Source organism: Alteromonas sp. BMJM2 (assembly GCF_027257845.1).
Lineage (GTDB): Bacteria > Pseudomonadota > Gammaproteobacteria > Enterobacterales > Alteromonadaceae > Alteromonas.
In genome coordinates this window covers 1-1449 of the sequence record NZ_JAPVOT010000054.1, presented here as the reverse complement: position 1 = coordinate 1449, position 1449 = coordinate 1, and the positions used below count along the sequence as shown (strand labels likewise).

Sequence of the window (1449 nt, the reverse complement as noted above, 5' to 3'; positions counted from 1 at the left end):
AGTTCAACTTTTTCTATAGCTGAGAGGTTCTCTATTTTCATAGCAGGTCTCCTAATATATCTAGTGCTACAAGTATAATTGTTTATGAGACAAAAGGCATTTCGATTTCATTGAAGCAGCTAACTTTTCAATAACGGGCGCAGGCACGTAGGGCATAATAGCGAAGCGGCCCTGCGTGTATGCGTCCCAGCGAACGCAGTGAGTGAGTTTATTGAGTTGTTATGTGCGCACAAAATAAGCCTTTGTGGTTGGCTGGTTTAAAAAGTAAAACTGCAACGCAAAATAGCCAGTCCATAGCATAGCCAATGAAAAGTGTGCTAGCGAGCCTAATTGAAAAAGTTGGTTGTTGTTAGAGCTAAAGTGCAAACCGCCATTTAAAGATGTGGGGAGCAGTGAAATAATCAAATTAAGACATATGACAGCGCTGAAAGCAGCCGTAACGAGCATTCCAACCCAAGCTACTTTCATTTTAAAGTGTATAGCAAGAGCTAAAAGGGTAAACCATATGCCCTCCGCGCCGGGACTGTCTCGAACTATTCCGATCCCGATAAAAGAAAAGCCTATGAATAAATTGGCAAAGACTAACAAGCTTTTTTGAATAGATGCCTTATTGCTCACCATATGTTGAATTCCTTTCATAGCACATAACACCCACATAAGGGGCAGTAACACGTGGGCTAAAATCCGAGCGAAGCGACATAGCCCACGTGTTACTGTCCCAGCGAAGCGACTTAATGTGATTGTTATGTGCTACTTACTTTGCTGTAACACTTCTTCACAAATACCGCCTGTGTAAGATATTACGTTAAGCACTTCGAAAAGAATTGAAGTAAACTCATTTTTCATAAAAGCAGCTAGGAATTGATTAGACATCCAATCATTATACTTTTCCCGTTTTTCTCTATCAGAGTGCGAAAGCTCGCCGTAAATAAACACGTAGAGAAGCTCCCTGCGAGTAATATGCTCACCGATTTTAAACATAGAATTTGAGTCTAGATAGCTGTTTAAATGATTTTTGGCATCGGAGAATTTTTCTTTGAGCTCATCAGAAACAAACTCTGATTTAAATGCTTCAGCCATACTATAAAATGATATTGGCTCATTTTTCTGAATAAAAAACCGAAAAGTTAACACAAAAGCATCAATTTGCTCTTGATCTGGACCTCTCTGTTTTATCGATAAATCTTCTCCACGTTTCCATGAAAAATCCACTCCAGAATTATTCTGATAGCTCTTTACGAAGCTACTACTCAGTAGTTTTTTTGCTTTTGTTGTAAATAAGATAAACGGTTCTAAACGTTCCATGTCGTCTCCGTAGCACATAACTTTTAAATAAGGGGCGCAGGCGCGCAGGGCATACTGGCGAAGCCGCCCTGCGTGTATGCGTCCCAGCCCGCGCAGCGGGCGAACTTAATTTTTTTGTTATGTGCCTGCACACTTTCTACTGCC

At 40.6% G+C, this 1449-nt stretch carries 1 protein-coding gene; it reads right to left on the bottom strand.

Annotated elements, in window-relative coordinates; all coding sequences use genetic code 11:
* Positions 1-750: 750 nt before the first annotated feature.
* The gene (locus O9X84_RS19485) at positions 751-1305 is read right to left on the bottom strand and encodes a hypothetical protein (protein WP_269521314.1); all 555 of its coding nucleotides are present in this window, start codon (positions 1303-1305) and stop codon (positions 751-753) included.
* Positions 1306-1449 lie beyond the last annotated feature (144 nt).